25 protein-coding genes and 3 pseudogenes are annotated in these 26,007 nt (G+C 59.0%); 10 read left to right on the forward strand and 18 right to left on the reverse strand.

What is annotated here, in order from left to right; genetic code table 11:
- Nucleotides 1-3: 3 nt before the first annotated feature.
- Nucleotides 4-3,093 carry a CheR family methyltransferase gene (locus tag ACIQUG_RS21255; protein WP_402323924.1) on the reverse strand — a complete coding sequence of 1,030 codons (3,090 nt, stop codon included), beginning with the start codon at nt 3,091-3,093 and terminating at the stop codon, nt 4-6.
- Between the two features lie 578 nt (nt 3,094-3,671).
- Nucleotides 3,672-3,838: pseudogene (locus ACIQUG_RS21260) on the reverse strand (DUF982 domain-containing protein); the annotation flags it as partial.
- Between the two features lie 647 nt (nt 3,839-4,485).
- On the opposite strand from ACIQUG_RS21260, the gene ACIQUG_RS21265 reads away from it, so the two are divergent.
- Nucleotides 4,486-4,668, forward strand: coding sequence for a DUF3606 domain-containing protein (locus ACIQUG_RS21265; protein ID WP_402323925.1), 183 nt, complete (start codon nt 4,486-4,488; stop codon nt 4,666-4,668).
- Nucleotides 4,669-4,728: 60 nt separating this feature from the next.
- Here ACIQUG_RS21265 and ACIQUG_RS21270 read toward each other — a convergent pair whose 3' ends face one another.
- The 3 genes and pseudogenes from ACIQUG_RS21270 to ACIQUG_RS21280 all read right to left on the reverse strand — a co-directional run bounded on the left by ACIQUG_RS21270 (nt 4,729) and on the right by ACIQUG_RS21280 (nt 6,232).
- On the reverse strand, nt 4,729-5,040 hold the full coding sequence (locus tag ACIQUG_RS21270) for an NIPSNAP family protein (RefSeq protein ID WP_402323927.1): 312 nt from the start codon (nt 5,038-5,040) through the stop codon (nt 4,729-4,731).
- 36 nt (nt 5,041-5,076) lie between these two features.
- Nucleotides 5,077-5,448, reverse strand: a pseudogene (locus ACIQUG_RS21275) (cupin domain-containing protein).
- A 145-nt stretch (nt 5,449-5,593) separates the two neighbouring features.
- Nucleotides 5,594-6,232 carry a hypothetical protein gene (locus tag ACIQUG_RS21280; RefSeq protein WP_402324610.1) on the reverse strand — a complete coding sequence of 213 codons (639 nt, stop codon included), beginning with the start codon at nt 6,230-6,232 and terminating at the stop codon, nt 5,594-5,596.
- A 286-nt stretch (nt 6,233-6,518) separates the two neighbouring features.
- Here ACIQUG_RS21280 and ACIQUG_RS21285 point away from each other — a divergent pair, with 286 nt between their 5' ends.
- Nucleotides 6,519-6,641 carry a hypothetical protein gene (locus ACIQUG_RS21285; RefSeq protein WP_402323928.1) on the forward strand — a complete coding sequence of 41 codons (123 nt, stop codon included), beginning with the start codon at nt 6,519-6,521 and terminating at the stop codon, nt 6,639-6,641.
- Between the two features lie 115 nt (nt 6,642-6,756).
- On the opposite strand, the gene ACIQUG_RS21290 is transcribed toward ACIQUG_RS21285, so the two are convergent.
- From ACIQUG_RS21290 to ACIQUG_RS21300, 3 genes are all read right to left on the reverse strand, one after another.
- Complete coding sequence (locus tag ACIQUG_RS21290) at nt 6,757-7,209, reverse strand: hypothetical protein (RefSeq protein WP_402323929.1); 453 nt, start codon at nt 7,207-7,209, stop codon at nt 6,757-6,759.
- A 760-nt stretch (nt 7,210-7,969) separates the two neighbouring features.
- Entirely contained in the window at nt 7,970-8,248 is a 279-nt protein-coding gene (locus ACIQUG_RS21295; protein ID WP_402324612.1) for an HU family DNA-binding protein, read from the reverse strand.
- Nucleotides 8,249-8,424: 176 nt separating this feature from the next.
- On the reverse strand, nt 8,425-8,796 hold the full coding sequence (locus ACIQUG_RS21300) for a hypothetical protein (RefSeq protein ID WP_402323931.1): 372 nt from the start codon (nt 8,794-8,796) through the stop codon (nt 8,425-8,427).
- 413 nt (nt 8,797-9,209) lie between these two features.
- On the opposite strand from ACIQUG_RS21300, the gene ACIQUG_RS21305 reads away from it, so the two are divergent.
- The 5 genes from ACIQUG_RS21305 (at nt 9,210) to ACIQUG_RS21325 (ending at nt 11,382) form a co-directional block, all read left to right on the forward strand.
- Nucleotides 9,210-9,626, forward strand: coding sequence for a SyrB-like regulator (locus tag ACIQUG_RS21305; protein ID WP_402323932.1), 417 nt, complete (start codon nt 9,210-9,212; stop codon nt 9,624-9,626).
- A gap of 94 nt (nt 9,627-9,720) precedes the next feature.
- Nucleotides 9,721-10,233 carry a hypothetical protein gene (locus tag ACIQUG_RS21310; RefSeq protein WP_402323933.1) on the forward strand — a complete coding sequence of 171 codons (513 nt, stop codon included), beginning with the start codon at nt 9,721-9,723 and terminating at the stop codon, nt 10,231-10,233.
- Nucleotides 10,234-10,275: 42 nt separating this feature from the next.
- Entirely contained in the window at nt 10,276-10,830 is a 555-nt protein-coding gene (locus ACIQUG_RS21315) for a hypothetical protein (RefSeq protein ID WP_402323934.1), read from the forward strand.
- 88 nt (nt 10,831-10,918) lie between these two features.
- Nucleotides 10,919-11,095 (forward strand): hypothetical protein, encoded by a 177-nt coding sequence (locus ACIQUG_RS21320; RefSeq protein WP_402323935.1) that lies wholly within the window; start codon nt 10,919-10,921, stop codon nt 11,093-11,095.
- Nucleotides 11,080-11,382 carry a hypothetical protein gene (locus ACIQUG_RS21325; protein WP_402323937.1) on the forward strand — a complete coding sequence of 101 codons (303 nt, stop codon included), beginning with the start codon at nt 11,080-11,082 and terminating at the stop codon, nt 11,380-11,382. The genes ACIQUG_RS21320 and ACIQUG_RS21325 overlap by 16 nt, the downstream gene beginning before the upstream one ends.
- Before the next feature lie 891 nt (nt 11,383-12,273).
- Here the strand turns inward: ACIQUG_RS21325 and arr are convergent.
- The 5 genes from arr to ACIQUG_RS21350 all read right to left on the reverse strand — a co-directional run bounded on the left by arr (nt 12,274) and on the right by ACIQUG_RS21350 (nt 18,020).
- Nucleotides 12,274-12,687, reverse strand: a complete 414-nt coding sequence (gene arr, locus ACIQUG_RS21330) for an NAD(+)--rifampin ADP-ribosyltransferase (RefSeq protein ID WP_402323938.1) — start codon at nt 12,685-12,687, stop codon at nt 12,274-12,276.
- Nucleotides 12,688-12,748: 61 nt separating this feature from the next.
- Nucleotides 12,749-13,558, reverse strand: coding sequence for an aminoglycoside 3-N-acetyltransferase (gene aac(3), locus ACIQUG_RS21335; protein WP_402323939.1), 810 nt, complete (start codon nt 13,556-13,558; stop codon nt 12,749-12,751).
- Nucleotides 13,559-14,780: 1,222 nt separating this feature from the next.
- Nucleotides 14,781-15,986, reverse strand: a complete 1,206-nt coding sequence (locus ACIQUG_RS21340) for a sialidase family protein (protein WP_402323940.1) — start codon at nt 15,984-15,986, stop codon at nt 14,781-14,783.
- Nucleotides 15,911-16,162 (reverse strand): SemiSWEET family sugar transporter, encoded by a 252-nt coding sequence (locus ACIQUG_RS21345; protein WP_402323941.1) that lies wholly within the window; start codon nt 16,160-16,162, stop codon nt 15,911-15,913. Before ACIQUG_RS21345 ends, ACIQUG_RS21340 begins: the two co-directional genes overlap by 76 nt.
- Nucleotides 16,163-16,259: 97 nt before the next feature.
- Nucleotides 16,260-18,020 (reverse strand): thiamine pyrophosphate-binding protein, encoded by a 1,761-nt coding sequence (locus ACIQUG_RS21350; protein WP_402323942.1) that lies wholly within the window; start codon nt 18,018-18,020, stop codon nt 16,260-16,262.
- A gap of 484 nt (nt 18,021-18,504) precedes the next feature.
- On the opposite strand from ACIQUG_RS21350, the gene ACIQUG_RS21355 reads away from it, so the two are divergent.
- Nucleotides 18,505-18,795 (forward strand): hypothetical protein, encoded by a 291-nt coding sequence (locus ACIQUG_RS21355; protein WP_402323943.1) that lies wholly within the window; start codon nt 18,505-18,507, stop codon nt 18,793-18,795.
- Between the two features lie 923 nt (nt 18,796-19,718).
- On the opposite strand, the gene ACIQUG_RS21360 is transcribed toward ACIQUG_RS21355, so the two are convergent.
- The 3 genes from ACIQUG_RS21360 to ACIQUG_RS21370 form a co-directional block, all read right to left on the reverse strand.
- Entirely contained in the window at nt 19,719-20,324 is a 606-nt protein-coding gene (locus ACIQUG_RS21360; RefSeq protein ID WP_402323945.1) for a general stress protein, read from the reverse strand.
- A 19-nt stretch (nt 20,325-20,343) separates the two neighbouring features.
- Nucleotides 20,344-20,664, reverse strand: a complete 321-nt coding sequence (locus ACIQUG_RS21365; protein ID WP_402323946.1) for a PepSY domain-containing protein — start codon at nt 20,662-20,664, stop codon at nt 20,344-20,346.
- A gap of 571 nt (nt 20,665-21,235) precedes the next feature.
- Nucleotides 21,236-21,709, reverse strand: coding sequence for a GFA family protein (locus tag ACIQUG_RS21370; RefSeq protein ID WP_402323948.1), 474 nt, complete (start codon nt 21,707-21,709; stop codon nt 21,236-21,238).
- A gap of 635 nt (nt 21,710-22,344) precedes the next feature.
- Between ACIQUG_RS21370 and ACIQUG_RS21375 the strand changes: the two genes are divergently transcribed.
- Both ACIQUG_RS21375 and ACIQUG_RS21380 read left to right on the forward strand, forming a co-directional pair.
- The gene (locus tag ACIQUG_RS21375; RefSeq protein WP_402323950.1) at nt 22,345-23,259 is read left to right on the forward strand and encodes a hypothetical protein; all 915 of its coding nucleotides are present in this window, start codon (nt 22,345-22,347) and stop codon (nt 23,257-23,259) included.
- Nucleotides 23,234-23,746 (forward strand): DUF4334 domain-containing protein, encoded by a 513-nt coding sequence (locus tag ACIQUG_RS21380; RefSeq protein WP_402323952.1) that lies wholly within the window; start codon nt 23,234-23,236, stop codon nt 23,744-23,746. Before ACIQUG_RS21375 ends, ACIQUG_RS21380 begins: the two co-directional genes overlap by 26 nt.
- A gap of 116 nt (nt 23,747-23,862) precedes the next feature.
- Here the strand turns inward: ACIQUG_RS21380 and ACIQUG_RS21385 are convergent.
- Together ACIQUG_RS21385 and ACIQUG_RS21390 are read right to left on the reverse strand one after the other, a co-directional pair.
- Nucleotides 23,863-24,146 (reverse strand): annotated as a pseudogene (locus ACIQUG_RS21385) (ATP-dependent DNA ligase); the annotation flags it as partial.
- Nucleotides 24,147-24,455: 309 nt separating this feature from the next.
- Nucleotides 24,456-25,979, reverse strand: coding sequence for a sensor histidine kinase (locus ACIQUG_RS21390; protein WP_402323954.1), 1,524 nt, complete (start codon nt 25,977-25,979; stop codon nt 24,456-24,458).
- Nucleotides 25,980-26,007: the final 28 nt, after the last annotated feature.

The raw sequence follows: 26,007 nt of genomic DNA on the forward strand, positions 1-26,007 counted from the left end.
GAGCTACCTTTCAATCGGAATGCTGAATGAAACGGCCAAACCCGCCGGATCGAATTTCGTTTCCAGCTTTCCTTGCAGGCGATACTCGATTTCGCCGCGCAACAGTTCCAAACCGAAGCCGGACGAATCCGGCTCGCCTATGGTCGGGCCGTCGCGCTCCCGCCAGTCCACGTGCAACCGGTCATCGGACACGAACCAGCGGATGGAGATCCTGCCGTCCTCCTTGGAAAGGGCACCGTATTTTGCTGCGTTGGTCGCGAGTTCGTGCGCGACCATGGCCAGTGACAGACCCTGCTGTGGCGTCAGACGCAAATCGCTGCCTTCAAGTGTAAAGGTCTCTTGCCCAAACGCCTGAAGTTCACCAGCGAAGATTTCCCGGATGGACACGTCCTTCCACGCTTCGTTGGATAGCGTGCCGTAGGCCCGCCCGAGCGCACCCAGACGCCCCTCGAACGCGGATTGAAACGCCTCAATTGACGAAGCCCGCAACGTGGTGCGTTTGGCAATCGCCGTTACCACCACCAGCAAGTTCTTCACCCGGTGGTTCAGCTCGGAGATAAGCACCTCCTTGTGAGCTTCCGCTTCGGCGAGCTGCGTGACATCCACCAACGTCACCACCACACCGTCGATGTCCTCGCCGCTTGCGCGGTAGGGAATGATCCTGACCAGGTGATGCTTGCCGTCGGCGTCGCGCGCGAGTTGATGGTGAACCGGCTCTCCGCTGTCGAAGACGCCCTGGATGTCGTCCCTGAAGCTTGGATATTCGAGCCGGCTCGACAGTTCCGTCAGCGGTCGCCCGACGTCCGACGGCCGGAGATTGAAAAACGCTGCGGCCGAGGGCGTGTATGTGCGGATCACCAGTTGCCGATCCAGGAAGATCGTCGCGATCTGCGTGCTGTCGAAGAGATTTCTGAGGTCGCTGTTAGCGCGATCCAGTTCCTCGATCTTGCCATTCAGCTCGGCATTGATCGTATTGAGCTCCTCGTTCAGGGATTGCGTTTCCTCCTTGGAAGCCTCCAGTTCCTCGTTGCTGGACTGCACCTCCTCGTTGACGGACATCAGCTCTTCATTGGAGGACTTGAGCTCCTCCAGCGCCGTCTCGTACTCTTCGATCGTCGACTGCAGGCGCTCCTTGGTATCGCGCAGTTCCCGTTCGAGTTCGTGGTTGCCTTCGGCCGCCGCACTTGCCGACGCGCTGTCGCTCGTCGTGTCAGTCGTCTCTTCGGAGCGGAAAATGACGATGTAGAGCTGCTCCCGGCCGCCATCGATCGGCTCTATGGTGATGCCGGCGATTTGCAGCGGGTTGTCGTCGGGATCGAGGACGATCTGCGACCGGATGACGGTTTTGTGGGAGACAACGCATTCGCGCAGCGCCGAGCGCAGGTCTAGCCGCAGCCCCTTGCGCGCGAGCGTCAGCAACTGGCGGCTGGGCACGCCTTGCGGAGGCTCCAGAAAGCGACCGGTGCCTGTCGAGTAGTAGACGATTTCGGCTTCCGCATTGACGACCACGTGGACCGGTGCGTGGCGCTCGATAATCCGCGCCTCGACCGATTGCTTGAGCGTCTGCCCGCTGTCCCGTGATCCAACGCTCAGCTTCTCATCGAATGACGCGGCTCGCTCACGCCCAAAAAGCGCGGCAAGGCGCGGCATTTTGACGGGCAGGTCGCGTGCCTGGAAGACACGGTGCTTCTTGTCGATGGTGGCAAACAGTTCGCCATATTGCCCGATGCTTTCCGAGCTTCCGAGAAAAAGATAGCCGCCCGAGCGCAGCGAGTAGTGGAAGATCGGAATAACCTGCCGCTGCACATCAGGCCCGAGATAGATCAAAAGGTTGCGGCAGGACACCATGTCCATGCGCGAGAACGGGGGGTCGCGGATGAGGCTGTGCGGGGAGAAGATGCAGAGTTCGCGCACCTCGTTGCTGATCACATAACTTGCACCGTCCGGCTTGAAAAAGCGGCGGCGGCGTTCGTCGGAAAGGCCTTCGAGCAGGGTCGCTGGATACCGTGCCGCACGCGCAACCGCCAACGCCGGTTCGTCGATGTCACTGGCAAAGATCTGCACTTTCGGGGCCACTTGTATCTTATCCAGATGTTCCCTGATCTGGATCGCAATCGAATACACCTCCTCGCCGGTGGCGCAGCCCGGCACCCAGATCCGTACGGCGTCATTGGCGGACTTACCCTCGAAGAGTTTCGGAACGATCTGTTGTTCCAACAGGCGAAACGCATCCTCGTCACGGAAGAAATTTGTGACGTTGATCAGAAGGTCCTTGAAGAGATTGGACACTTCATCGGGTTCCGAACGAAGGAGCTCGATGTAGCCGTCCAGCGAGTGCAGTTGCCGCACCTGCAGTCGCCGACGAACCCGACGGAAGAAGGTCTTGGTCTTGTAGCCGGAAAAGTCATGGCCGGAATGAGCAGACAGCACGGTGCAGATTTCGCGGCGTGCCGTTTCCTGGTCCATTTCATCCTGGCTGCCGCTGTGCTGGGTCACCCCATCAAGCACATCGAAACTGCGGACAAACTCTATCAGCCGATGGGCCATCTGTTCGACCGGTACGGCGATGTCGACGACGCCGCTGGCGATCGCGCTCTGCGGCATTCCGGGATTGCGCGGACCGTCACCGTCGGATGTCTGGGCGAGCGTCAGACCGCCTGCTTCCTTTACCGCCTTTGCGCCCAGCGTGCCGTCGCCATCGCCACCCGAAAGCACGACGGCGACCGAATACTCTCCCCGGTCCTGCGCCAGCGACGCGCAGAAGACGTCGATCGGCTTGCGCTCTCGGTGATTAAGGTCGGCCTGCCTAGACTGGAGACAGCCGTCCTTGACCGTGAGGATCGCATCCGAGGGCATCACGTAAACATGGTTCTTCTCAATCGCGATACCGTGCTCGGCAACCACGACCGGCATGGAAGTATATCGCGCCAGCACCTCATGCAGGTGGCTTTCCCGCTCCGGATTGAGATGTGTGACGATGACGAAGGCCATTCCCGGATCGTCGGGGAAGGGTCTTAGGAAGTCCTCCAATGCCGGCACGCCACCCGCAGAGGCGCCGACCCCGGCGATTGGGAATTGGGAATTTCGAGACATAAGGCGTGTCGCTTTCTTGAATCAAGAAGCTATGTAGCGCGCCGCGAACCTTTTTACAGCCGAAAACCGCTGAAACGAAGCATTCGGTTCGGACTTTGAGCGACCCGTCTCGCGATTGATCTTGGTCAGCAGAATCTTGCGAGATTTGCATCATACAAACCTCATACTTTTCCGGATTGCCCGCCTCGCTGGAACTTCGATCCGGCGAGACGCTTTATGGCTTGGAAGGTTGGAGGCTTTTCTATGACAAACACCAAAACATCCCGATCGCAGATTTTGCCGGCCGACTTGAGGCGATGACGCAGGACGAGGTATTTTCCGTCATGAGCGATCTGGAGGCTGCAAGCGAGGGTTCAGAAGGCTCGGAGCTACGAGGTTCTGTCGCGAATTGCCTTAACTGAGGAAGAAATACAAAAGCGCTTTTCGGGTCAGTTGCTTGCGCCAAACCGAGAATGGAGAAAACGCAATCGTTGAAATGGCCGCCTCCGTTTGCGGCCACAGCTTTCGAATTTTGCCACGTGTCGGTGGGAGCGAAAAGCAGAGAGGCCGCAATCGCAGCCTCTCGTTCCTGGTGTTGAGCCTACGGCGAGACCTGACGCCCGCCGGACTTTGATCATCCACGGCAGTACCGCGGGCGCTTCTTCGCGAAAGCGTGGAGCGCGTCCCGCGCCACATGAACCGGCTTGTGCCCATCATGGGCGAGGTAACAGGTCTTCAAGGTCGCGTCATGAACGATATCACGATCGCCCTTGGAGTTCTTTGCGCTGAGCAACTGAAGCTCACCCCGGACGACAGGCAGCTTGAGCATGAGCTTCAACAGTCCTCGCTGCCTGTTTTCACTCGGCATGATTTCCACCACTCTCAGCGGGGGGCCCAAATGGCTTCAGGAGTATCTCGCGGCGTCCGTGGTTGACGGCTGCTCACCCGGGAGTGGCTAAGCTGGGAATCGCTACCAGAAGTATAAGTGCAACCCTTTCGTACACAAGATAGCTCTCATGGAGTATGGAGCACATCCAAGTAAGTCGCTTCCGGACCCGAAACACATGAGGCTAGAACAGCCGAATATCAGGGCGCCGCAGGCACTCGGCGAGCACCGGCGACGGCTTCGCCGGATTGACAGCGACGGCTATCGGCGGGATCGGCAAGCGACGCGTTAAGTTTCGCGACGCGAGTACTCCGAGCGGTCGATTGGTGGCGTGATCGGTCTTGCGAGAAACGTCATTGGCGCACCCTCCGCGACCCTCAGCTCAGCGTGTCTCCTGCACGGCTTCGCCTTGGATGCGGTGCAGACCGTTCAAGCGCAAGGCGCTGCTGACGGGCGACCCGGCGGCGGTTTTCGGAACCTGGGATTCTCGCCTGCGTTTTTCATTGGACAACGAAAGGAGAATTTCCATGGCACAGGATCGGACGATAAAAGCGAAAGCTTCCCGCCTGGCACCAGGGACCCAGACATATTCGGTCGACTACTTTGCCAAGAAGCACGGCATCTCACCCATCGATGCGCGCAGACTGATCAAGCAGCACGGCAATGACCGAGACGCCGCTGACAAAGCGGCAAATCGCCTGAAGGGATAGCTGCGCCGTGGAATATCGCTCTCAACGCGCCCTCGTATTCGCCAGGGGATCGCAAGGATTTCATTTGCACCTCGCAAGCGGTCTCATGAAGGTCCGGTCGTATCGTATGACGCAGCCACTGTCGTCTCGTATGCGGTCTGCTTCGATAAACTCCTCGTCCGTCCCGAACCGTGACCGATACTTCTCGTAGGCGGCAAGGCTTTGAAAACTGAACAGCGCGACGGCCCTGTCGCTGGCTCCCTCCGAAGGCAGGAAGTACCCATGGTGGTCTCCGCCATGTTTTTCGACCAGTTCGATCCAGCGCCTGCCAAACTCCTCGAATTCGCTGATCTTTCGGGGGTCTATGACGTAGTCGACAACGCAGGTAATCATTCTTGAGCCTCCATTTTGCCGGCAAGCGCCGGCGCGTCATTCGCCGTCGAAGAGTTTCGCGGCGGGTTCTGTTACGCATATGCGGGCGCCGTTCGGATAAGTAACGTACGCTGCCAGTGCGCCAGCGGCGTGCGAGCGGACGGTTACCGTTTCGCCCTTGGGGCATGTACACGATGTCACCTGGCTCGCCGGTGGCAGTGCTTCCGTCCGCCGAGACGGAAACGCGACCTTCAAGTACCATGACATCGTGGACGGGCGTGGTCTCGGTGTGGCTTTAGCCGGGTCCGTAGCGGCCGTAGCCGATGTGACTGGCCCGCCGTGGCGTCCATCGACCATGTGCGCGACGTTTGCGTCAGCCTGTTGGTTGGGGAATCCCTTGGACGCCGCTTGAGAGACGGCAAATCTCAGCTTCTCCTTGTCAGTTGCCCAGCAGGTGGTGCAGCAGCTACTCCTCGGCTCCGACCGCTCTCGAACGACGCGACATCCTCATTCCCGATCACCCTACTGATGTCCTCAAGATCACGGCTTACGCTGACACGACAGTGTGCTGGCACTAGCGAAGGAGGCCATCGCTCCCGAACTCGTCCCATTCGCTTAACCCGGTGGCGGCTTCATCGGGTCGTTCGGCCTGTTTGCCTTTTTCCTTTTTCCTCAACGAGCGCGTCAGCTTCGCCTGATGCGCGAGCCGCCTACGACTTTCAGCTTTTGCCGCCGCGTCTTCCGCTCGCCATTCGTCCACGGTGCTGCGATCGAGCATATCTTCGACGACACGAGGGTCGAACACATAAAAAGTGATACTCCTCGCGCGCCCTTGCAGCCTCACCGTTCGCGTTCCGGCACTGGGGAGGCGACCGTCCCCGAGCCAGCGCTTCCGCTCCGAGGAGGTAATCGTCAGAATATCCTCTATCTCACGAGGAATGACCGGAAGCTCTGCGATGCCTTCCAGCGCGCTGGAAACGGCCGATACCGTCGCTCTGAATGTCGTCTTCGAAGTCTCTGGCATGATGAGGATGAGCCCGCTTGCCTGCATATCCAGCGACTTCCGAACTGAGAATGGCAGTCGCGAGCGAATTTCCTGCAAGATTCCCTTGACCCTGACACCAGATCCGAGGGTCGCTGCTACGGGTAGCCGCCACTCCCTGATCAACTCGGGATCGTCCCTTTCCTTGCTTTTCGTCTTCTTCGTGGGCATGTCGCAGCAGATGGTGTCGAAGGGGGCGAGCGTCAACGGAATTCCGAGTGATTTCCAACGTTTTCGCAGGGGCGGCCTTTACCGGAAACTCTCCGACTGCCGCGATATCTGCGTTCCGCACACGATTAGGGCACGTGTTGCATTGTGATTTGCGTGTGCAGCATCGGCGCTCGCCTCCGAAATAGGCTTCTAGCAGCGGCAGAAACTCATCCGATAGCTAGTAGTCTGTCAGGGCGCGGTCTACCAACAGACGAAAGTCGGGGCCGTTGCGACGCGGCGCGATCGCATGGGGTTCATGCGTGATCAGGCGATCGCCGACCGCGAGCGAGGATGGATCACGCGCCCGCTTCGCAAGGTTGATGAGCAGAACCTGGTCTGCGATGTAGGCATCGATCCGGCGTTCCTCTAGCGCCCAAAGCCCGTCCTCGTGCGTCTTGAAGTCGGCAAGCCTTGTCGTCGATTCCTCGACTGCGAGTTGCTCGCCAAGCGTCCCCTACAGTCGTGGTAGGTCGCCGACGCGGGTTTTACGAGTTGTGTAGCCGGCGACTGCGGCGCAAGCGGACCTCCACCATCAGCTTAACGAGCCATCCTCTGACGTCGGTGGTGTTCACGAATTCATCGAAATGCTCGATGGCATACTCAAGTGTCTGTTCAGTCAGCTCAGTCGCTGCCTCCGGGGACGGCGTTAGGCTTCGAGCCCACGCCGCCAGTTCAGGTAGCAGGTCGATCACAGTGGTTGTGCCACCGCTTACCGACTGCGCATCTCGTTCGGGGCGGCAGAGGTCGATGAGCTGGTGTTCCAGCTCCAACGGTCCACGTGTACCGCTCATATACAGCCTGAGCGCATGTCGAGCGAGACGAACGCCATCTTCACTGTGTCTTGAAATGCGACGCGTATTCAAGACCTTCTCGAAAACCTTCGAAATGATAGAGAAGCCGTCAGGCAGGATGTAACCGGATTGCCGTTGATCTGACATGGCGCAATCTCCTCCAGTTGGGGCGAAAGCGCTTATAATCTCCCAGTCGTCGAAGCCCGTTCTGCAGTCCGGCGATGGATGCATTGTGCGCCCAGAAAGACGTAGTGACCACTCACTTTGACATGCCATGGGGCCCGCAGACCCTTTGGCCGGTCATCGGACGGCCTAAACTCTCGCCACACAGCCGAAATTCCACAGTTCAAAAAAAGATCCCGTCATTTCGGACGGGATCAGAATTTGTCATGCAGCAAAGCCCCGCCGCGGGGGAGGAGGGGCCCTGTCCTTTGATCCGCTGGGGCTGTCGATCATTGGAGCAGCTAGAACCTGCGCCGAACACAATCGTTCCCGAGCGCTCGAAAGGCGATCGCGTCGTTCCGCGGCCTGAGGCGTTTGATGGCAAAGACGGCAGGCCCACGCATCCATACCTTCGCCTCAGTTACCGTCGCGGTCCGAGGAGGGAGGAGGCATACGGATTGGACGGGGGCCAATGGTCCGGACCTCGCCTCAGGGGAAGGCAGGCTTGTGCTTACTCGATCCTGGTCGGTTTATTGCGGCGATGTTCACTTTTTGTGCTGCCAAGATTGCATAAGTATCATCGGCAGCTGCATGCGGCGAGACCGCGCCATCGCGGGTCCCGCACAGCTCAAGTGCGTCAGCCGACCGGTTCTGCCGCACAATCCGCAATCGTTTAAGGTTCGAGGCCACCAGTCAGCCCCACCGTAAGGTAGTGCGCTCTCTCGCCTCGAACCTCGGAGTCGTATCAGCCGTTCAGCGCGTCCTTGAGAGCTTTGGCCGGCGCGAAGGTCAATTTTTTCGCAGCAGCAACCTTGATAGTTGCACCGGTTGCCGGATTGCGCGCCTCCCGCTCCGGCGTGTCCTTGACCTTGAACTTGCCAAAGCCCGGGATCGAAGTTTCGGCGCCGGACGTAGCGGCCGCGGTCACGGCGGCGAAGACCGCCTCGACAACCGCCTTGCTCTGGACTTTGGTCAAGCCGTGTTCGGTCGCGATCTTCTCTGCAATCTCGTTGGTTGTCGTCATTGCTTTTCCCCTCTTGATGACGGGGAAGTCTCGCCCGCCCGGATCCCTCTTGTCATCCGGAGTCCCTGCGAGGTGGAGCGAAATGCCGAGGATTTCCACAACGCAATCGCCCTTCTCCGCGAAATTGGCCCCCAGCAGTGCCCGTTCGATCGATGGTGATATTCAGATGTGTCTGGTCATCTCACATGGCAAGGTATCGCCCGCCAACCAGAATGACGCGCGTTGAGCAGAGTGGAATTGCCATCCACCACGAGCCACAGCTCGTTGCCTAAAGACTGAACAGTGAGGGGTTTGCGCTTTTCCAGGCTGCCTTTCGCTGCCGCCACCATGTGGCGGTTGGCATTGACGATGCCTCTTTCGCGCGCACGCGCGTTGACCAACTGCTCGAGCGGAACGAGGAGATGGGGTTCGCTCAGATCGAAGTAAAGCGAAGGGTCATCCGGAAGCCGCGCGAGCGAAGCGGCGATCTCCTGATTGAACTCGATCTCGACAACCGCGCCGTCGGGACGCAGAGCGGAATACCTTAGCGAAATCTGTTCAGCTGTCATGCAGTGCCTCTCGGAGTATCCTGATGCCTGGCTCTAACGCCGGGAACTTTCGTGCCGGAAAGAAGAGCCCCGCCGGTAGGCGGGGCGAGTATCGCACCCATATGGCTCACTGGGCGCGGGGAGAATTGCGGTCCAACAGAATTTGCTCACGTACGCTAAGCGCATAGCGAAGCCGATAGAAGGTCTGTTTCCTCGATTCCGGTACGCTGGCGCAGAAAAACTGACCACGAACGTTGCAGCGTGAACGCTGCGGCCGGCGCCTCGGCCATCAAGACGTCCGACTGTTCGAACGACGGCGTCACGCCATGTAGCAGCTCTGTTAACGAAGTCTCGACGGCGTTGCCGGTGGTGTCATTGACACCGCGCTCCGCACGTTAGAAATATCTTCTAGAGTTGGAGAGAGAAGATAACTCATGGCAGACGAAAACAAACCGGATGACGCAGCCGTCGTCGTCGAAGCGGTCGCACCGGTAGAAGTGGCAGCGCCCAAAAAACGTGGGCCGCGGGCGAAGAAAGTGACCGCGGACGCAACGACGGCGGAAGCCAGCGTTGCATCCCCCGCAAGAAGAGGTCGTAAACGCAAGGACGCTCCGGCCGACGTAAATGCGGTGCAAACGAAGACTGGCAGAAAGCCGAGGGTGAAGGGCGCAGCCAAGGCGACCGCGAAAAGCGTGCCGCCAAAATCGTCGGAGGTCGCTCCGGTTTCCGTCCTCGACGAGATCGCAGATCTTCTTCAGCTCGAGGAAGAAAATGCGCGGCTGCGCAAGGCGCTCGCAGAGAAACTGCGAGCGGAGAATGCGGACCTGCGCAAACGGCTCGGGCACAACTGACCACCTGGTGAAAGACCGGTCGGCAATACGATCGGTCTCATCCTCCCATCGTTTTAGGGTGAACGTGGCGCATGCCCTGGGGTAACATGGCATCATGAAATCACCATGGAAGTTTTTGCTCGATCTGGCGTCTAGGGGCAGAACGGCCCAGCCGTCAGAGCCCGCGCCTGGCATCGACACCGAGCACCCGGCGGCGTCATCGACGGCGATCGATACCGCCGCCGCTCCCGCGTCAGCAGTTCAAGCCAAGCAGATCGACACCGCTAACGGCCCCGGCGGCGAAGTCTTCCCGGCCATCGAGACTGCCAGCGACGACAGGCGGCCGGATACTGCAATGAATGAGGTCTCAGCCGTCGAACCGGTGAAGCCGACCAGGCGCAAATCATTCGCACGGCAGGCGAGGGGCAAAAAATCGAGCGTCGATAATGTTGCCGCGTCGACCAAGGTCGAGTATGAAGCTACAAAGTCCGACGTTCCGGTGCCGCCGGTCACCTTTGCCGATGAAGTCTCCGCACTGGACGAGGACATCAAGCAACTGAGGCGTCAGCTGGCGGACAAACTGTCTTTGCAGAACGCCCAACTCAAGAAGATGCTTGAGCGATTTTGATGCGCCGTGCTTCGGCCTGCCGCTCTTGACCATTGGATTTCAATGAAGCCACAGCAGCGAAAGTTTATCGTCGAAGTGAAATCGGCACGCCGGCGTTCGGCAATTCGGCCAACGTCGATCTGGGGTGATACCGATCTCAAGGCACTGGTGCGCGAGGCCGAGACCGAAGCGCCGCATCTGTTCGAAAGTTTGGGTCGAGCTGGCGACCTTTCTTTCCTGGGGAGCGGCGAACCAACACAAGATCAAAACGAGATCGGTGGCGAGCTGCCAATCGACAGTCCCATTGTCGTCGCGGAAGAGGTCCTGCCTGATCGCACCGAAGAAGCTAGCCGCTCTCTGGCAGAGCCGGCGCTTGTGTCTCTGGACGCGCCACGGATTGCGAAGCGCAAACGTCGATCGCCTGTCGTTCGCCGCGCGGTGAATAGGACAATCGACATTCCGTCCCCAGACATCTCGGTCGATGACCTTGCTGCACTCGAGGAAGAAAACTGCCGACTGAAACGGCTTCTGGTGCAACGGCTTCGACAGGAGAATGCTCGGCTGCGAACGATGCTCGAGCGGTTTGGAACAAACCAAAAGCGCCTTCCTGTCGTGTGATTGCGCACGGCTTCAGGTTTGCGCCAGTACCTTGCGCGGATCGGAAAGCTTCTTATCTTTGGTGCTGTCCTCGACATGGAGCCCCGAGATGGATCGATTGGTAGCCAAAGTAACTTTCGACGACGAAGTCAACGTCCTTCCGCCAAAACGGGAGAATGAAAGCGGCCGCGGCGCCGTGATGTGCCTCTGTTGTCAGAAAAAGCGGCTCGCCGCGCATATGGACGCCGACGGCTGCGGCATCTGTGAGGAATGCCTTGCACCATGAAGGCCCTCGCATCTGGGCCTTCGCCTCAAGTGCTGTTGCGGTTCGAGGAAGCGCTTGCACAACTTTCCGACGGTTACGTCCAAGGAACCTTTGAAGATCGACCATGGGGCGCAACGATCCGGCGCTCGGCCGATCAACGACGCATCTGGCTCTACGGCGAACAGCTCGGTGGAACCGACGTCGTAAGTTTCAACTTCTATGTGCTCGATACCGGCGTCGTTCTCAAGCCCTGTGAGATGACATCATCGAAGGTCATCGATTTCGTGTTGGGCTTTAACCCGACCTGAAACAGTGCAGCCTACGCTGATCGCGCGACGTCGCGTGGGCACCTAGGACGCATGCGCGCCAACAACGCAACGCCTCAAAACATAGGGGTGTCGCAAAAAGTTCCGCGATGGGACTTCAGTCGGATAACCCCCGCGCAAAGGTCCTAACACCGTAGCTTGCCAAGTTCCGCGCCCTAATTTCCTTCTGGTCGATGACCGCTTCCCTGCGTGTATCGGCGAACAACGACACCAGGGCAGCTTATCGTCCCTTCGGTTGGCCCTGGTGTCGCTGACGATCACAGGACCGTGGAATGTACGAGCAGGACCGGTACAGCCGAGCAGAGCGAAATTTTTCAACTGGGCTTCCCATCGGAGTGATGCTGGGGGCGATGGTCCTCATCGGCGGCTACCTTTTTGTAGGCAGCGAGCTGTCGAACCAACCTCCGCAGGCAGTCGCCATTGGGCTGCCGACGCCGGTCGCCCTATCAAACTCGGCTTAGGCGGAAGAGGGTCAGCGATGAGGCTAATGCACTTAGGACGAGCACGACTTGAAATGGCTTTACCCCGTCATCGACCCCAGCTGCGCCAGGCCAGAGAACCTTGCCTGCTAGATCTATTCGAGGCTTATGCGCTTGCCGCTTCGACCCTCGAAGACCTGCGACAGGAATATCCGGCTCGCGTAGAGCTGATCAACGAGTACCAGCAAATTTGCGCTGATCTGCAGGCCGAGGTCGTCATCCTACTGACGCTCACGGATGAGCGTCTCTTTCCATGATCAATCCGTCTTCATACCCGCTTGTAGGCACAACGGAAATTTGGACTGACCTGCGACACGATACGCAAGTTTTTCACCCCGTTATGCCGGCGACAAAGGGGGACGATGCGGACTGTGATGCCCTCCGACCAGCGACGTTAATCGATGATCTCGGCACCTTCTGCGTTCAGTCGAGCTAGGCCCTCCTTCATTTCCCGCAACCGCTTGGCCGGGTGTCCTTGCCATTTCGTCACTTCAGCAATCACGCGTAGTGGATTGCGGGAGCGATAGGACAGTGTCGGGTTGCCGGGGAACTTCTTGTCCGTCAGGTTCGAATCTTCCTCGATGGCGCCGGTCGGTTCGACGACATAAATTCGTCCCGTTCCGCTGCCACCCGCCAATTCGGCGCCCCAGATCGCCGCATCGAGGGTGCCTGTAAAATACACCCACGATAGGGGTTTCGCGTCTGTGAAATTCGACCGGTAGCCGACGGCGATCAGATCACCGGGGGCGAGAGCGGCTTTGGTGCCATGGAAGAACGACTGGGCAAACATGGTTGCGGTAGCAGACATAGGCTCCCTCCTTCGATGTTAAGCGCTTCTGTTCAATATCGCGGGCATGCCATGTGTGGAATCAGGGCGCGCCAAAGTGCCGTTCAAGATAGTCGATACCGAAAGAAACGATATCCCGCGCTTCAAACAAGTAGCAGTGCGCCTGACCGACCAAGCCTTCTCGATGGCGTCGCAGCTCCACATAGGCATTGGTAATTGTCTCAACGGCGTCCGGCTCTCCTTCGATTGCGAAACAATCCAGAATGCCGTTGGTGTCGAAATCCTCGGCGCCTTTCCATCTCACTCCGCCGTCCTCGCTACGGATCGGCATTTCGTAGGTCACGCGCCGTTTGTTCGGGATACGGGCGATGGCCTCGGCATAGTGCAGAACGGTAGTGGAATCGAGCGGGGCTCCGAGCAACAGAACCTTTCCGGCACGCTCGACGAAACGCTCCAGCGGCGATCCAGGGCCGAAAGCCTGCCCAAGTTCGTGAGGCTGCGTCAGAATGCCAGCCAGAGGCCCTACCGCAACCATAGAGGCATCTGGGTGCGCGCTGCGCCGGGCGCCGGGTGTCTGGAGGAGGAACTGGTTGAGCAGACCGAAGCCACGATACGTGCCTGATATGGCCGGATCGAACGGCGGCCATCGGTGGCGCAACTCCGCATCCATCCGCGCGCCATTGAGCGTTTCGTCGTAAGGCGACCGGTCCCACGAGGCGTATCCCATCAAGCTTCCAGTGGGGCCGACGGCATCGAGCAAGGCAGACACTACCGGTTCTGCGCCTCCTTCGACGGGGCCGATCGCCTTCAGCGATGCGTGAACCATGACGAGAGCGCCGGATTGGACACCCAGCCGTGCAAGGTCCGCCGTAATTGTTTCCCTTGTGTTCATTCCGCTGCCATCCCTGTAAAGATTTCGACGCACTTGCCGCATCCGTTCAAAAAGCCGGCTGGCTAACCACGATATAGGCGGTTCAGATCGTTATGTTATTGGCGGGACGGGATGGACCCGAGTTGGCGACCGACTATTGCCTTGTTCTGGAAGTTGGTCAGGCCAGGCTGAGGCGAGATACAAGATTGGTGGCGAACAAAGTGGGATCAAAGCTACATGCAGAAATTTAGTACAGCTGCGTCGTCTATCGTTTCTCAATGGCTTGCCTCGCTGTACTAAAAACTCCCATTTAGTACAGCGAGGCAACGTGAAACAGATCGACCCTATGTATGCACCATGACCGCCGAACTTGGTCAACGGCTGCTCGATGCCTAAGTCGTCGACCCGTTTGTTGATCTCCGGATCGTCAGCCGGTCCAACCTAGCGGCGTTGTTGGCGATACCCTCTCCCTCCGGCGGCTGGTCGAAGTACCAGTATTTCCGGCGCGTGTTGTTTCCCCGACGAAAGCCTGGATCGTTACGGGACAATTTGGGACAGGAACGTTTGCCGCGACGTCAGGTTCTGTATGGCAACGCTTCGAGGCGTGGCCGCTCGTCATGGCAGATAAGCAGCAGGTGGGCGATACCCAAGTAACGCATACGGCATTCGGAGTGTTTGATGATAGCCCTTACATTACTGTTCGTGATGGCGTTGCCGCTGATCGTAGGGCTCGTGCTGCTATGGTTCGGTCCCTTATGTAAGGAACAGACAAGACACCACTAACGGCCGACAAGCCAGTCCGTGCTGAACGCGGGTAACCGATCAAGGGGCCTGGTTACTGAAATACCAGAGATCTCAAACCTTGGTTTCTTCGGTGCCAAACCATTTTCAAGAACGTTGCGCTGGGGAGCAACAGTTGCGGGTATTAAGGTGGTTGGTTCACGCTCGTCAAGTTGCGCCCATGGGAATGCCTACCCAGAAATTCAGATCATGCTGCCGATTTCGCGGTGCGCGCGCTGACCAAATGCATTGAGGCGGTCGGGGTCAAGGGACGTCGTCATCGCCCTGGCGCAAGGGAGCCAAGAATCCTATCCAACCCGCAGCGGTGAGGTCGCTTCGGTCTCTAAGAAGGGCCCTAGTCGATCGATGCCGAGCGCTTCCAGACCTCTGTTTACCGACGGAGCAGCCTGCAAGACCCACTGATCCAGCGACAATCGGCACGTGGACTCCACGGTGTTCCACGTCACAGCCGCGGGTGTGCTCGCCACGTCACTGCGTCGGCTGAGAACGTTGAAGCGGCAATGAAGCGTTCGGGATTTTCGCGGCTGTTGAAGTAGTAGACTGCCAGGATGGAACCGTCCCGCCTAACGACAATCCGGGCATAGCCCAGATCCGGACTGCCGCCGTCGTCGCGGACGATGGTTTCTGCGGACCAGGTGACGCCACCATCGCGACTGGTGCGACATCGAATTCCGTAGGGCCGGTCGCGGTAACCGTAAACCAAGACGATGCGTCCATCTGCAAGCGTTGTCACCGCCGGCGGATTGCCGCCACATCCCGTCGGGATCGGCTCGCCGATTTCCCTCCAGCTTTGTCCCAGGTCCTTTGAAATGAACGCGTCAATCCAGCCTGTGTCCGTCGTTTCCATCCGCCGAACGAGCGTCAGTATCGCGCCGTCGGGCCGCATGACGGACGCCGGCATGATCGAATAGCCCGCAGTCTCCGCCATCAGGAAGGCTTGAACATAAAAGCTTCGCCCGCCGTCTTCGGTACGGGCGCAAAAGACGCGGCCTTCCTCGCCGTCAGATTTGGTCGACGTCAGCATGAAGAGGGCGTCATGGCGCCCAAGCGCGACAATGTCGGTGCGAGCCGATATACCGGGTAACCCCATATCGCCTAGGCCAAAGGGGCCGGCCCAGGTCCGCGCGCGGTCGCGACTGACATAGAACCAGCTTATGGCATTGCCTCGAATTCCTGTGCGTCCCGCCATCACAATCGTTTCCGGATCAAAAAAATCGATCGGGGAATCCAGGATCAGCAATTCACGTCCCGGAGCAATGTTCGTGCCTGCTCGAAGCGGATCGTTGAGGTGTTCATCCGCCGAAAGGGAAGCGCCGCCCGGCGTGGCCCCGCTGAAGGCTTCGATTGCCCATGTCAACCCTCCATCCAAACTGCGTGCCTGACGGGGACGAAATGCGTGGTTGCGGTCACGCGCATGGAGCGGGCCTTCACTGCCCAAGATACCTGCTACGAAGACAACCACCGTTTCGTTGCCCCACATCCAGAGACCATAATTGGCTGGCCACCCCGCAAACTGCCCCTTGCGGCGATACACTTCGCTGTGCCGTACGCCCTGCCGTTCCAAGCGCATGCTCACACCCGCAGCTTTTTGATGAGGATGAAGCCGGAAAGGATGAAGCAGATCGAATTTGTCAGAATGATCGGCCATTCGAGGCGCAACATTCCGAACATTGACCAAAGGGCAAATCCTGTCACTGTCAAAGCGTACATGCGCGTGGAAATGGCCGCCGTGTCGCCAGTCTTCAGCACTTTCCAGACCTGCGGGACGAAACTGGCGACGGAACAGGCGGAAGCCAGATAACCAACAACGAGCGCTGTCTCCATGCAGTTGTCCCTTTCGAGCTTAGGTCCGGATGCGGCGAAGTGACCTGGGCGTGCGCACCGAGTGCATTGGCCGCAGCCGTTTCTTCCAATTGGGCTGTCATCTTTCAGTCCTACTTCCCATCATGCTTTTGAGCGGCTCCTTGGCGGCGTTCGATTTGATCTTTTCGCGTCCAGTCGTCTTCGCAAGCGCGTTCTCGAAGTTCTTCCTATAGTCGGCAGGCATCTTCGGCGGCATCATCGGCTCGTACCGGTCGACGACGGCTTGAATGATCACGGGCCCCTTAACCGCGAACGCGTCGCCGAGCACCCTTTCGATCCTGTCGAAGCTTTCGATCGTAAATCCGCGGCCGCCCATCGCGTCGGCAGCCTTGGCGAAATCGATGGGCGCAAGTTCGCAGGCAAATTGCGGATTGCCGAGAAACATCATTTGCTCCCAGGCGATCTGGTTGAGCATGTCATTACGGACGACCAGCATTTTGAGCGGTATGCCGTATCTCACGGCCGTCGAGAATTCACCGAGTTGCATTGCAAGACCGCCGTCCCCAACGACTGCATAAATGGGGCGAGTGGGGTTCGCAATGCCGGCTGCGATCGCATAGGGAAGCGCCGATGCCATGGATGCCAGCGAACCCGATACCGCGAAATCGTTTTGCTCACCGAGGTTTATATGTCGAGCAGCAAGCTCTGTATTTTGCCCGGAGTCGGCAACGACGATTGCGTTGGTTTCGATCCGCCTTCCGAAGGCCGCCACGACGGCGGCCGGCTTTAAAGGCGAGCTTTCATCACTTTCCAGCAAAACCATCTTGTCGCGCCACGCGCGCATGCGAGCCTGCGCATCTTCAAGGAAAGAGCGATCGGATTTGCGGTCTAATTTGGCGTTGAGCAGCCCAAGGGTGGCCTTAGTATCACCTACCAATCCCGACTGAACCGGGAAACGCAGCCCAATCCGCTGAGCGTTTCGATCGATCTGCACGCCTTTGGCGGCGCTCGGCTTGGGGTAGTATTCGATGTAGGGAAACGTCGAACCGACGATCAGCACCGCGTCACAGTCCTGCATGATCTTCTGCGATACGTCGGTTCCGAGGATGCCTATGCCTCCGGTCGTAAACGGGTCGTCATCGGCGAGAACCGTTTTGCCCAGCAATGCCTTGGCTACCGGGGCGCCGAGCAGGTCGGCCGCCTGGCGCAGCTCCTGGCGAGCGAGAATTGCACCACGCCCGGCAAGGATCGCAACTTTGGATGCGGAATTGAGAATGGCGGCGGCATGGTCGAGGGCATCTTCGTCGGGCAGCTCCTGACCGCCGAAAAAGTTGTTTGGCACATGGTTCGGACGGTTCCGCTTGGAGCGCTCTTCCTCGACTTTTTCCTGCACGTCATTTGAAATCGATAGATGTGCGACACCTCGTTTTGCTATCGCGGAGCGACATGCAAGGCTAGTGACGTTCTCGACGTGCACGGCATCATTCACCTGCGTGTTGTAGATGGCAACGTTGTCGAACACTCGGGTAAGATCAACGTCCTGCTGCGTGAAGGTTTCGATGAGGTCGTGGAACTGCATGCCAGTGATTGCCAGCACCGGCACCTGGTCGAGTTTCGCGTCGTACAAGCCGGTGAGCAAATTGGTCCCGCCGGGCCCGGATGTGGCAAGGCATACGCCAAGCTTTCCGGTAAATTTGGCGTAGGCGCAGGCCATGAAGGCGGCGGATTGTTCGTGCCTCGCCTGGATGAAACGGATTTCCTCCTGATGAACGCGGAGCGCTTCGATTATGCCGTTAATGCCGTCTCCCGGAAGGCCAAAGACGACCTTGACGTCCCAAGCGATGAGCGTTTCGATGAGAATATCGGCTGCATTGGTCATGGCGGACTTCCTAGAGATGGGTGGCGGGTTTTCGACCAAGTCGTTTTCGGCCCGCCCGCGCGCCAGATTCTGGTCACGAAGATCATAGTGCGTAGGTCGGGCAGCGGCTGAACTCCCCCGAAACAACTCTCCCGTTGCCTGCGAACCACGCGAAGCAGCCAAAGTTCCACGGTCGCAACCTAAAATTCCTCTGCCCCTGGCCAACCCGGCGGGAGTCGGGGTTCGAGGCCATGTCCCGAACTCGCGGCACGCTCAGGTCATAGAGATGCGAAGCGGGTAAGTGCGCGGGTTGTGTCACGACTGCAGATCTTAAGACGCCTTGAACCCGAGGGCATGGTCGCGTCGACGGCAATTGTTCCGTTAGTTCTAGCCGCGAGGGGTAGATCACGGAAACTGAGCTATTGGAACTTCTCGTCGCCGCGCCGCTTTATAGCTTGCAGCTACGGAAGACAAAGACGACGCCGATGACCTGAGGACTAAAGCCATGAAGATCGCTGTTGTTGCCCTGGTGATTGCCGCTTCTCTTTGCGGCTGCACTGCCGGGGTTACGACCTACCGCTTTTCCTCGCAGCTCGAACCGATCCCCGGCAGTATTACCTATGGCGGGCAACCGCGTACCAAGCTGACGAAGGCGCCGGTGGGCAGTATTGTGCCTCATCAATTTCGGGATCAATTTGGTCGCCCCGTCTACGAGATTTATGTGATCGAACCAGACCGTTCTTTACGGCTTGTTTCTCGCCGTTGGCGGGCGTTCGACGTTTTTAGCGACGACTGAGTGGCGGTTTGGCGCGGGCAATCTTTAGATCGACCCCTCGTGCAGATTGCGTGCCGGGATCGAACACTCGCGCGAGTGCTTTGGCCCATTTGTCGCCCGACGCCCTCCTCGTGTCGAGTTCTAACGGGTGCGCGCGGGTCGTGTTGTCAGGTTCATCTGGATTTCATGGCGAGTAGCAAAATGGCCTAAGAGACGCAGAAGCTTCCGCATTTCCTTCTCATCGATCCTGTGCGAACTACAATAAGCCACAACGTCGAATACTTCTTTTGCCCGCTTCGAGTGTTTCTTGTCGAGATGTTGCATGCCGCTTCTCCACTTGCACCTTCTACCAAATCATTTCGGGAAACGGATGTTCCTGGCGTCCGGGCAATGATTATTCAGAAGAGCTTCTAGCGAGGGTTGACCGTCTCTCGCACCGGATGTTCCAAGCGGTAAAGACACTCCCATGCCCGTTCGATTGCGGCGGCTCGACCCCTCATCGGCGCTCAACCCTCTGTTATCTGCGAAACCCGGCAATCACCGCAGTGCTGTTGCAGAGTTCGAGTATAAGCATAGCGCCGCTTGCAGGCTCTGATGACGTGGCGGGTTAGGGAAATGGGCAGGCCGCTGCATCGCGGACGGGTAAAAGAAGTCGGCGATGACATGGGTTCCGACTGACGCCCGCTTCCGAAGGCGTCGGATGGAAAGTGGGCCTAATCCGGGAACAGGCAACCTTACGTGGCTTAGATACTATTGTGTGCGAATGCAGCCTTTAGCACGCAGCCTAGTCGTTTGCCTGACATCCAGTTCGTTGAACTCTTCCTTAAATGGTATCAGCGACTGATGCCCGGCCCGAAACTGCCGGGCACAAAAGAACCGCGGTTCCCAATAAAGCCAATAGACTCGGCCGCGTCGGGGCCGAGTCTAACCTTGTCACCGGCGCCTTAGCGCATGCTCTCAAGGCGCAAACGTTCCTTCTCGATCTCGTCGGCCGTATAGGGATCACGCAATTCGTCAAAGCTTGCCCATCCCTGCTCGGAGTAAGAGGCGCGGCGCTGGACCGGATCGACCCAACTGCCCCGGCGTAAGATGGCTTCAGCATCTGCATAGACAGCGTTATCGACGCGGGCGGTGACGACGGCGCCCCCGCGGCGCACGCCCTCAGCATAGACATGGGCATGTTCCTCCGGGACGCCCGCGTCCGTCATCGCACCGATGATCCCGCCAGCGGCTCCCCCGGTGACCGCCCCCGCCGCAGCACCTGCTGCGGTAGCGGCAAGCCAACCAGCTGCCACCACCGGTCCGACGCCCGGAATGGCCATGACACCGAGGCCGGTCAGCAACCCGCCGACCCCGCCAACTGCAGCGCCGATACCGGCGCCCGTGCCGGCACTTTCCGCCGCATTGCTGTCGTCTGCGCTGCCATAGCGATCGCCAGCATTGTTGGAAACGATGCTGATATCATCCGAAGGCACGCCGCAATCTTCTAGCGCTGTAACTGCTGCGCGTGCGTCGGCATGATCGTCGAAAAGTCCGGTAACCGTCTTCATCAAAGGTCTCCTTAAGGGATCAGTTGGCGACGATGTTGCCTTGGTAATCGAGAGCGACCTGCACAGACTTGCCGTCCTTCATCGCCGTGGCGCGCCAAACGCCGGTCTCGTCGAGCTTCAGCCCGGTAATCTCGGTGTACCCGGCTTCGTTGATGCGGTCCTTGGCCTGTTGCTCAGTGAAGCTGTTTGAGCCGGCAACCGGTGCGGTGGGATTGGTCGTGTCAGGGGTCGCAACCGCCGGCGTGTCGCCGTCCGTAGTGGCGGGCGGTGTTGCGGTCTGCGCCAGCGCGCCAAAGGTCGTTACGCCGAGAAACACCCCGGCGAGCAGGAAATTTTTCATGATGTGGTTCCTTGTTCACAGCCAGTAGAGCTGCCTATCAAACTCGGTAAGTCCGCTTTGGTTCCTGATTTCATTGACGGTTGCGGGGCGAGCAAGGTGCGGTGGGCCTCGCGCGGTTATTGAACTTCGGCCCCTCGGGGGGCGTGGACCCTCGCGGCATCCCGGCCGGCGGCACGCTTCTTGCCGGTTTTAGGATGCGACGCCTAGCTGTCGGATCGGACGTTTCACCCGGCCCCGCGCGCCAGTTTTTGTGCGCGGCCCAATATTTGCCGTCTGGAAGACCGGTCAGCCGGATCACCGGCACATTGCCACAGCTGCGACGACACCTTCTTGCAGGTCGCTGCCGGCTGGCATTGGGTTTGTCCCGGATGTACGAGGGATCTGCCGACCCGCAACTCGAGATAAAGCCCGTCCGTGGTGTCGATCCTAAAGATCGGGGTTGGCGTTGCCACGCGCTCCATCATCGACATTGCCCCATCGCTGGTGCGGCTGGGCAGCTCGCCTTGATTATCACGGCTCGGCCCAGGCGACTATGTAGCATCGCCCCGAGAAAGGACATCTACCTCCTCTTCTATCTATCCGCCGGATTTCCGTAATGACGTGCGCGCTTCCGCGTGTATCCGTCGAAGCGAGGCAAATCATCCGCGATAGTGAGCCAGGGTAGTTTGAATCTCCAGAAACCATGGGCGTCTGGTTTGAAAGCCTCCGGTTGGTCCATGAAACCGATCGTAAGCCAGAGCTCGTTCTCAAGGCCCTCGTCCGTGTAGGCGATAGACGTTCCGCATTTTGCGCAAAAGAAACGCGTGACACTCGGCGTTTTGCTGAAGCGCTTGAGCATTCCTTCGGCGAAAGTGACCTGCTCCCGCTTATAGCCGATCCAGATCGCCAGTGGGCTGCCCAATGCCTTTCGGCAATCGTCATCGTGGTCGTAGGTTATCCAAAAAGGCTTGCCGATGACTTTGGCGCGAACCGAACCGCAGAAGCAGGAGCCGTGGTCAACCCGCGCCGCGTCTGAAGAGCGACCAATCTTTGCCCCGTCTACCATCAATTGCTCCAAACTCCAGTCACCCGCCCCGAAACAAACGCAGACCAGAAATGTTCCCCTTCCATGGCGCATCCCGTTTTTTCTCTTCGGAGCCGTTAAGCGTGGTTCTCAGGCAAGGACTGTCAGGTAAACTCGTCTGCCATCTGCTTAAGTGCATTAGCTTCCAGAATGACCAGCACACGAAGTGCCGCGGCGATCGCGGCCAGTTCGGTGCGAAGCTTGTTCACGTCCGAACGCATCCATTTCGCCCTGCGTAAACAGGCCGTCAAACGTCTTGTCCTCGAAGTATCGGATTCGCGACGACCGCTGGCGGCTGCCCCAGCCGCAGCGGGGACATCGCTGGCCGACAGCCGCAGAATTTCGTCGGCGTTGATGAGGTCGCGTGGGGCGATGTGCTCAGCGCTCGGCTCGATTTCACTCGCCTTTTACTGTTGCCATCTGCGATGACGCTCTTTGAAACTTCCGGCCGTCGGAGGCGTTGTTGTTTCGTTGAGATCAATATCAGGAGAAAGGCCGCCGCCGCGCCTCCTGCTATGAAAGGGTCCGAACGGGATATGGCCGACAATCTCTCGAAGTATCGTGCCAAGCGCAGAAGGGCCGCGTGAACTACCAAGGCCGTTCTCGGGCTATGGAAGATGGAAAAGGAAATCAAAGGCGCATCGGCCTCCCCAAAGGGGGTGGGAGCGACGACTGACCTGCCGCACGACCGGATAACGATCCAGCGTTTTCGGGAGGCGTTCCCGCGTGCGCGGTGGAGCGAGAGCCGCAATGCATGGTTCGTGCCGGGCCGCACTGCCGAAAGGCGCATCAGCCATTGGCTGGCCGAGATGGAGGCCGAGGCCGCCACGTTTGCCGACGAGAAGGGCAGGGACGCCTTCGCGTTCGATCCGATCGAGAGCCACTACCTTGAGGCGCGACCGGCAAATTTCCAGATCCGGACCCCCTATTCACGAAGCGTCATCAACGAGATCCGCGAAATCCCACATGCACGCTGGGACGGTGATCGTCGCCTCTGGACTGTGCCCTATCGCTCGTTTGACGAACTCCGGCGACGGTGGCCGGCCATCCAATTGGCAGCTGAACGCAATGAGCCGGAAGCCAGGCGCGTCCGGCGTGAGGCAATCAAGGGGACGGACGAAGAACGGGCTTCCAAGGCGAGGACGCGGGAGCGCCGGCGGAAACGCTATCCCGTGCCTGCCGATGATGGCCCACCCTTCGAGCGCGCGATCGGCACCCATGTCGGCGTGGTCTTCTTCATTGGCACGGACGGAGAAGTGGCGGACCCGGCGACGATCGGCGCGTTCTACTTTCCCGCGGCAGATGGTGAAGAATACCTTTGGGCGTCGTGGCGGTCGGGCTCGCTGGAGGAATTGGTGACGACCTGGCCGTCGCAAGCTCGGCCAGCACAGCACGAAGTCGACCGAGGTTGGTGGACGCCGTCGCTCGCTGAGTTACGGATCGCCCGACGCGCTGCGAGATCGGGGCGACGGGCCCGAGAGGGCAAGGGGAAGGATAGTTCTTTTGGTGGGAGACCAGCAGACGGTACGTGAGGACTTCGAAAGCTTGCCACCTATCCAGCCGTGCGAACTCGTCGGCCTATGGAGGGGGCGCGGCATACCGGCAGGCCACCCGTTCGACGGCGTGCTGGAAAATCTCGGCTGGTTCGGCAAGCGGTTCAAGCCGGACCGGCGCACGGATGCCTTGCTGTTTCGCTTCAGCGACCGACGGCTGGTTGCCATCGATCCGAAATGGATACCGCTTGGTCTGGCGCTGCGCTTCCATCAACTCGGTAGAACGCATTTGGGGAAAAGCCTGTTTTCCTGTCTTCAGCGCCGTCTGCGGGCGCGGGGATCGGTGGCATCCCTTAAGAGCCTGGTATTTGGTGGTGTCGAAAGTGGAGCCTTGGTCTATGACCATCAACCCGTCGTGGATTATTTCCGGCGCATCGATGAGCTGAGGGTCATGGGAGCGATGACGATCCAAGGTGTCGACGACCGCATCTATTTCTTCGAACTCGAGCGTGTCGACGAACCGTGAAACCCGAATAATGGTCCTGACCGCTCAGCGCTCAGGCTGCCGCGCGCGATCGTTCAAGGCCGGCAGGGCGGTTCCCGAAAGGGTCGAGCGCCCCGTCTGTTTAGCCGTCCTTCTTCTCACTCATGTCGAACACCGGCTTTGTCCTGGACCTCGCGCAGTCCCCTGTAGGAGGCGTGGCGTAAATTGCCCTCATGGGTCCAGTCGCGAACTCGATCTCCGCGATCAAGGTGGGCTGGACGAATACCAGATTTTTGCCCTTGAGCGGCACGGCCGGCTGTCTGGTCCCCACCTTGTGCAGCGTGCTGCGGAGATAGTCGGCGCCCTTGGCGCTAAACCCCGTTCCGACTGGGCCGACATACTTCCAATCATGTTCCTTGCGGCCGGCCAGAAGAAGGCTGCCAAAATAGTCGTCTCATCGCGAACTTTGTCACCGTAGCGGAAGCGTCCATAAAACGATACCTTTGCCCCGGGGGTTCGAGCATGACGGCGCGCTCACGGCGCGAGACGAGCAGTCGGGTATGCCAGCCATGTTGGATGCGCTCTGGAACTTGCCTGATACGACCCACGGTGCCACGCTAAGCCTGCTGGGCAACCCTTCTCACCCACGCATGTCGTTCGGGACTCTGCATCATCGCCTTGGAAGCCCGGGGCAGTGGGTCCCATCAACGAAATGCAAGATGTCGTCTTTGAGGGATCGGGGGCGGGGCGGCTATCGAAGCCTGACCGTGGCGTTGAAAGTCGTCCCATGGCATCGCTTGTATTCATACGTCCCCTGGAGTTGGCTCATAACCCCACGTATCAGACGGCTCCCCATCCCTTTGCGTGCCGTGGACGGATCGAAACCAACACCGTTGTCGATAATGGCAAGAGAAGCGCTGTGCTCGCCCGCTTGCTGGAAGGAGACCTCGATACGGCCGGGTCGGCTGTCGGGGTAGGCATATTTGAGGCTGTTCGTCACAACCTCGTTCACAAGTAGCGCGATTGCAGTGGCTTGTTCCGGCGTCAATCTGAAATCGCCAATCTGATAACGGATCGAAACATTGTCCGCATAGGCCGCGACAAGTTTGTCTACCACGGACGGTATCAGATCGGCTGCTGACACGGCATCAAACTGATCGTGTTCGTAGATTTGTTCGTGAACTGCGATCATCGCGCCAATGCGGTCAAACAGCGCCTCCTGAGAGCCAGACGGCAGTTGTTGCATCCGAATTATGCTCTGAATACCCTGGAAATTGTTCTTCACGCGATGGTGGATTTCACGCAGCAACAGCTGATTGTCTGCCAAGGCTGCTTGCAGGTGCGCGGACTTCGTGACATCGCGCCGGACCAATTGATGTATCCAGCCACCTGCAGCAATTGATGCGACCGCCGCCAACGCCAGAACAGCCAACGCGATGGAGAGGTCGCTCCAGAACGGCCCCAAACCGGCGCCATAGTCGGCAGAGGCGACAGCCACAAGATCCGTTCCATTCACGCGGCGATAAGCTACCACCCGACGAACACCATCGGCAGGTGACGCCGCCAAATATGTGCCGGTTGGTGAGGAGGGTAGATATTCTGTGAACAGAACGTACTTGCTCATGTTCAACGGACCTTCGGCAGGAGGATATCTTGCGACGAGTTCGCCATCGTTTCGTATCAGGCTGACCGTCGAATTTTCCCCGAGGGATACCGCCTCCCAAACTTCCTTGAGCAACTTGCCTTCGAAAGAAACCATCGCCGCGCCCGCAAATATTCCGTCCCGCTCCAGGCGCCTGCTGAAGACGAAAATTTGCTGATTATTCAACCTGCTGACGAGCAGGCCCGAGAGGTAGGAGGATTTTCCTGCAGCAAGGGCGGCGAAATACGGCCGGTCTCGAATGTCGATGGGTTTGATATTGGGGTCTGTGGAGAACAGCGTCCGGCCGTTGCGATCAACGACGTAAGCCTGGACTTGTCCAGGCAGGTCTGCGACTGCCAGGTTGATATCGGCCACCTCATCGGATGCAACCCCGAGCGTGGGTCCCAGTGTGTCGTCTATGCGCCGAAGAGCCTGAGCAGCTAGCGCGTTAATCCAGGATGCGTTGGTCGCCACGATCTTTGACGCCGTTGCAGCACGCTCTTCGGACCGAAACAGGGAGGAGCGATAGCTTTCGTAAATCCATAGAAACAACAGGACGACGAGCGCCGCAAACATTGCCGCCACGATTGACGTGGCAGCGGTTGAGACCGTCAGCCTCTTGCCCGTGTCCATGCAGCCGTCGCTCCAAACCCCTCAGCTG

It is taken from the genome of Ensifer sp. NPDC090286 (assembly GCF_044769565.1).
In the GTDB taxonomy this organism is placed as follows: domain Bacteria; phylum Pseudomonadota; class Alphaproteobacteria; order Rhizobiales; family Rhizobiaceae; genus Ensifer.